At 42.6% G+C, this 5493-nt stretch carries 5 protein-coding genes and 1 tRNA gene; 5 read left to right on the top strand and 1 reads right to left on the bottom strand.

Annotated features, from left to right (window positions below; all coding sequences use genetic code 11):
* The first annotated feature begins 97 nt into the window (after window positions 1-97).
* Both A7Q09_RS08560 and A7Q09_RS08555 read left to right on the top strand, forming a co-directional pair.
* The gene (locus A7Q09_RS08560; RefSeq protein WP_134391047.1) at window positions 98-1741 is read left to right on the top strand and encodes an outer membrane beta-barrel protein; all 1644 of its coding nucleotides are present in this window, start codon (window positions 98-100) and stop codon (window positions 1739-1741) included.
* 450 nt (window positions 1742-2191) lie between these two features.
* Window positions 2192-3412, top strand: coding sequence for an aspartate kinase (locus A7Q09_RS08555; protein ID WP_134391046.1), 1221 nt, complete (start codon window positions 2192-2194; stop codon window positions 3410-3412).
* An 8-nt stretch (window positions 3413-3420) separates the two neighbouring features.
* On the opposite strand, the gene A7Q09_RS08550 is transcribed toward A7Q09_RS08555, so the two are convergent.
* The gene (locus A7Q09_RS08550; protein WP_134391045.1) at window positions 3421-4014 is read right to left on the bottom strand and encodes a tol-pal system YbgF family protein; all 594 of its coding nucleotides are present in this window, start codon (window positions 4012-4014) and stop codon (window positions 3421-3423) included.
* A 113-nt stretch (window positions 4015-4127) separates the two neighbouring features.
* Here A7Q09_RS08550 and A7Q09_RS08545 point away from each other — a divergent pair.
* The 3 genes from A7Q09_RS08545 (at window position 4128) to A7Q09_RS11145 (ending at window position 5434) form a co-directional block, all read left to right on the top strand.
* A tRNA-Thr gene (locus A7Q09_RS08545) sits at window positions 4128-4199 on the top strand.
* A 165-nt stretch (window positions 4200-4364) separates the two neighbouring features.
* Window positions 4365-5039, top strand: coding sequence for an SOS response-associated peptidase (locus tag A7Q09_RS08540; protein WP_134391044.1), 675 nt, complete (start codon window positions 4365-4367; stop codon window positions 5037-5039).
* Window positions 5040-5308: 269 nt separating this feature from the next.
* Window positions 5309-5434 carry a hypothetical protein gene (locus tag A7Q09_RS11145; protein ID WP_279636292.1) on the top strand — a complete coding sequence of 42 codons (126 nt, stop codon included), beginning with the start codon at window positions 5309-5311 and terminating at the stop codon, window positions 5432-5434.
* The last annotated feature ends 59 nt before the right edge of the window (window positions 5435-5493 follow it).

The raw sequence follows: 5493 nt of genomic DNA, 5'->3' as shown, positions 1-5493 counted from the left end.
CTCTCCAATGGTCCGGTCTACTTCGTAGGCTTGGAATTTGTCTATAGCTTCTAAGTAGGCGGTAAAGAACAAAAAAGCTTAGCGAAGGAAAAAAATAATGAAGATCAGCAGAAGTGTGGTTGGATTATGGCTATTAAGCCTTTTTATGGAGAGTTTTCTGGTTATTTATGCAGGGGAAGTGGAAGGAGAAGGAGAAAGTAGTGGAGAGCCTGCATCTTTGCAGAATTTGGAGTTTAATGATTCGAAGGCTATTAGCTCTTCTAAAGAGGTCGAAAAGCTAAAGAAAATTCTTGAAGAAGAAGGCATGGCGGCTGTCCAGGCGAACAATCCAGGTATTAAATTAAGTGGGTATGTGGAGGCTAGCTATACGTATAATTTTATAGCTGCTCCATCGTTCAATAAAATTCCCCTAGTGTTTGCTAACCCAGCAATTTCAGGTCTCCATGGACCGGCTGCCGCTCAACCTTTTGTTCCCGCCTATCCAGCTTTACCTCTAAGATTTACCACGGACGGGATTCCTGGTGGAGCCTTTAATTTTAACCAACTAAAGGTGGCCTTGGAAAAACCTCTTACTGATGAAAATAAGTGGCAAGCTGGATTTAGAGTGGATATGATCTTTGGGCAAGACGCCGCACTGGGTGAACCGGACGCGGTCATGGGTATTGGAAACACGTTCAATACCGGATCAGGATTTAATTCCAGTGGGATTTTCTTAGAGCAAGCCTATGTGCAGTTTAAAGCACCTATTGGTGATAAAAGCCTAGAAATCCATATTGGTCAGTTTGCTTCCCCTATAGGTCTGGAGGTGATGGAAAGACCAGCAAACTTTAATTTTTCCTATGGTATTCTCTTCAATAACTTCGAACCATTCACGATGGTTGGCGGAGAGGTGTTCTATAAATTTAATGATAATTGGACAACTCGCTGGGGACTCACCAATGGGGGCTGGAATGTGTCGCGAGCAGGCTATCCTTATTTTGGCTATACAAACAACATGATTAATAGTGGGGAAGGCATTGTGCTCTTTAATATGTGGGATTATACCTCCAAAGACAAACTCTTTTTAAATACATTTGGCTATGCGTTTGCACCCAATAGTGTTAATCCACCAGGCTTTGGATCAAGTCCTAATGGGAGTTATGTGGGGGCCTATGACATTGGGGGAGACATCGTTCCAAGCGCTTATAATAACAACGGACTTTTCATGGAATTTAACGATTTTGGAACTTGGATCCCGAAGTTTGTTAAAGACCAAAAGCTCGAGTTTGCTTATGAGTTAGTCGGCGGCTTTTCGAACCGGATTGGTCCCTCCGGGATTGCGCAGCTAGGTGCCCCTACCCAAACCGCTCTCTCCATCTTTCCCGTGAATTACCCTCTTTACGGTTTTGAAGGTTCCACCAGTTTCTTTGGCATAGCCATTTATCAGATTTATAAATTCAATAAGGTCTTTAGCATGGCCTGGAGAGAACAATATGACCATGCCAACCGAAACCAGATTTTTTCAGATATGCTTTTCCCCATGAATATCTACAGTGTTACGGTGGACTGGAGATTTGACCTAGCGGATAATTTTATGATTCGAATAGAAAACCGGGCTGATTACGGAAAGGGGTTTATGAATTGGTATTATCCAGCGGTAGGAATAGCTCCCGCTACCGTTGGATTAAATGGAAACGGACTTGCGCAGCCTTCCAGTGGGCCTTTTTGGTTCGTCGCTGTGGATGTCGTATATAGTTACTAGCCCCTTCTCATGCAGATGCGCTAGGTCCTTGCTTGGATAAAAAAAGTTTTTTAAAAAAAGTTGAACGAAACAAAAATAGAAGGCGTTTAAAATAATAAAGAAAAGAATTTTTTGTTTCCTCCTCCTCTAGATATTGAACTTATAAAAGAAGGGTAGCCTGGTATGCTGCCCTTCTTTTTTTTAAATTGAATAAACGAAGAGAAAAAAATTTTTTTGAACAAATCTCAAAATATCGGGGTATCAATATATGAATAACCTCTGAACGATCGTTTTCCTCCTCTGACGATTCCCGGCCAAGCGGCGCTAAACACTAGCGCCGCTCTTCTTTTTTCTTCTTACAACATTTTCTTTTGCTAAAGCAACAAGTTTTTTGTAATGGAGTTGCTTTTTTTTCTTCGGTTGTTATAATAGAATTTTTTAACGAAAAAGGAGAAATTTGGGAAAGAAGCAATGGCGCTTTTAGTTCAAAAATATGGCGGGACCTCTGTTGGCAGCGTGGAGCGGATAAAGAACGTAGCCGAGCGAATTGCTCAGTATTATAGGCAAGGACATGATTTGATTGTAGTTGTCTCTGCAATGTCAGGAGTAACCGATCAGTTATTACAGTTAGCTGCTCAACTGCATCCGGAACCTTCGGAAAGAGAAATTGATGTGTTGCTCTCGACAGGAGAACAAACAACCATTGCTCTGCTTTCGATTGCTCTTCATGCTTTGAAAATACCGGCTGTGTCGCTGACGGGAGCGCAGGCTGGAATTGTTACAGATGGGAAGCATACCAGAGCAAAGATCCTGAACATCAGCCCTAAACGAATCAAAGAACTACTCCAACAGAGAAATGTCGTCGTTGTTGCGGGTTTTCAAGGACAGAACGTTGAGGGGCATATTACTACGCTGGGGAGAGGGGGATCTGATCTCACCGCCATAGCCCTTTCGGCTGTCTTTCATGCCGAATGCTGTCAGATTTATACGGATGTAGAAGGGGTGTATACGGCTGATCCAAGGATTGTGCCAACGGCTAGGAAAATAGATGAAATCAGTTATGATGAGCTTCTTGAGATGGCAGCATCGGGTTCTAAAGTGATGCAAGCCAGATCGGTAGAGTTCGCCAAAAAATTCAAAGTACCTTTTGAGGTGCGCTCAAGTTTTACTAACGAACCAGGAACAATAGTGAAAGAAGAGGTTAGTGCCATGGAAAAAGTTGTCGTTCGGGCTGTGAGCTTGGAGCCTAGTCAAGCAAAAGTAACCATTCTTGGGGTTCCTGATAAACCCGGTATTGCTGCTAAGGTATTTTGCCGGCTTGCAGAGGCGGAGATTAATGTCGATATGATCGTTCAAAACATTTCCGATCATGGGCTAACAGATATCACCTTTACCGTTCACAAGAATTTTCTTAAGAAAGCGTTAGTAGCACTGCAGTCAGTCGTTTCAGAAATCTCTGCAAGGGAGGTTCGGGCGACCGAAGGCATAGCGAAACTCTCAGTCGTTGGTATTGGGATGCGTTCGCATAGTGGAGTGGCTGCTAAGCTTTTTTCTTCTCTTGCCGAAGCGGGGATTAATGTAGAGATGATTTCAACAAGCGAAATCAAAATTTCAATCATTATCGATGAAAAGGAAGGGAAAAGGGCAGCTCAAATTGTGCATGACGCTTTCCAACTGAATCATTCCCTCTAAAAGTAGGCTTAGGAAGAAGGAATCATTTCAAGCAGCATTTGGGCCTGATTAGCAAAGGGGCTTCTAGCATTATGAGAAAGGAATTTCTCGAGTAGTTCTTTTGCCGGGCCATACTCTTTTTTCTGGATCCGTATCTGCGCCAACCTTAAGATGGCAAGAGCTCTATAGGCTTCGGTGTCTTTTTTTTCTAAAATCCTTTGGTAAAGAAGAAGTGCTTGCTCGGTTTTCCCTTGGCTTTCCAAGCATTCGCCTGCTCCGAGCATAGCACCCGCTTCCAGGGGATGGCCTGGAAAATGCTCAAGAAAGAATTGAAAGGTAGATAAGGCCTCAGAAATCGCTCCTTTTTCATAGAGGCTAGCTGCAATTTGTAAAATCCATACCGCTGCTTGCTTGTTGGACAGATGGGCTTTGGCTATCTTTAGTTTCTCTTCGTTAGTTTTGGCAGCCTGGTAGCTAAGAATAACCTTCTCCCAGTTGGCTTTGGAATGTTCCATAGCAAGCTTGTAGCCAAGAAGTCCTAAGGATAGAAGAAGGAATAAGGAAACCGTTCCAATAAGGAACAAGGTGCCGGAGGGAGGTCTACGGTTTGAGAAAGGATTCATGGTTGGTTCTAATCCACTAAGATATGTTTAATAGAAGCGAAGAAAAACCAAAAAATAATTTTTATTTTTTCTCGAAAAAAAATAACTTCTTAAGCAAGCGCTCCATAACAACCGCCGCTTTAGCTCAGAGGTAGAGCAACGCTTTCGTAAAGCGTGGGTCGTGGGTTCGAATCCCACAAGCGGCTCTTCTTTAAATTGGAGTTCATTCCATCTCTTGCTTTTTATTTGATCATCAAACAAACCAAAAGGCACTCAGAAAAAAACGGAATGGTAAAAAGAATTGGCTCTATAGTATTTTGGGTTTTAATTAGAAAAAAGTAGGAAAAATTCAATAAAGGAGCTAAGGTAGAATGTGCGGTCGGTTTTCCCTCAGAGCTTCTCCAAGAGTGATCCAGTCTGTTTTTAAGGTAGAAACGCTTCCCGATTTTTCACCTCGCTACAATATCGCTCCTTCTAGTCCTATTTTAGTAATAAGACAGGGAATAGAGAAAAGAGAAGCCCTTTTTATGCGCTGGGGACTCATCCCTCATTGGGCTAATGAAGCAAAGACCGATTGGCGTACGATTAATGCAAGAGCTGAAACGGTACAGTCCAAACCCACTTTCAGAGAGAGTTTCCGCAAAAGAAGATGCTTGATCCCTGCAGATGGTTTTTATGAATGGCAAACAGAAAATAAGAATAGAAAAATCCCCTGGTACATTACCCTGCCTTCTGTTGAAGTCTTTGGGTTTGCCGGGCTTTGGGACCGGTGGGAAAAAGATGGCAAGCGAATCGAATCTGCTACAATTATTGTTACCGAGGCTTGCCCGGAGTTGAAGAAAATTCATGGGCGGATGCCTGTTATTATTGATCCTCTCCATTATGACCTGTGGTTGGGAATAGAAGAGGAGAGAAAACGACAAGATTATCTTGACCTGCTTAAGCCCTGGAAGGGCAAAATCGCTTTCTGGAGAGTAAGCGTAGCGGTAAATCGAGCTGATGCAGAAGGAGAAGAATTAATCAAAGAAATCCTCGCTCCTCAATAAACAAAGAGCTGCCCATTCCCATACCAGGAAGCAAAAAAAATTGTTCATCTATAAGGCGTTGATGGAAAGCCTTTCCTTCTGTTCCTTACCAATCAAAAAGCCTCGCCTCATAGGCTTAGGTCTCTGGAAGGTGCCTTCATCGATAATCTTTTATTTGTGTATTTTTAGCTAATAGGAAAACCGCATCCTCGCTTTTGGCAAATTTATTGGTGAAGCCGCCCGCCTCCCTTTATGATTGATTTATCTAGCAAAATATAGAAGAATTAAAAATGCTTTACATTCTATATTACGATGTTGGTTATAAACTCCACTATCCACGGAAAAAATTTGGCAATCCTAGGCAAGCCTTCTGTTACAGCGTCAGCCTCTCTCCTATAGAACCCTATCCTTTCTAACCATAGATCTTAGAAATGCCACAGGTGGTAATTGTCATTGGGATGCATCGTTCAGGCAG

The sequence above is a fragment of the Methylacidiphilum sp. Yel genome (genome assembly GCF_004421185.1).
Classification (GTDB): domain Bacteria; phylum Verrucomicrobiota; class Verrucomicrobiia; order Methylacidiphilales; family Methylacidiphilaceae; genus Methylacidiphilum.
The sequence above is the reverse complement of the archived record's forward strand: the minus strand, read 5'-3'. Positions and strand labels throughout refer to the sequence as shown.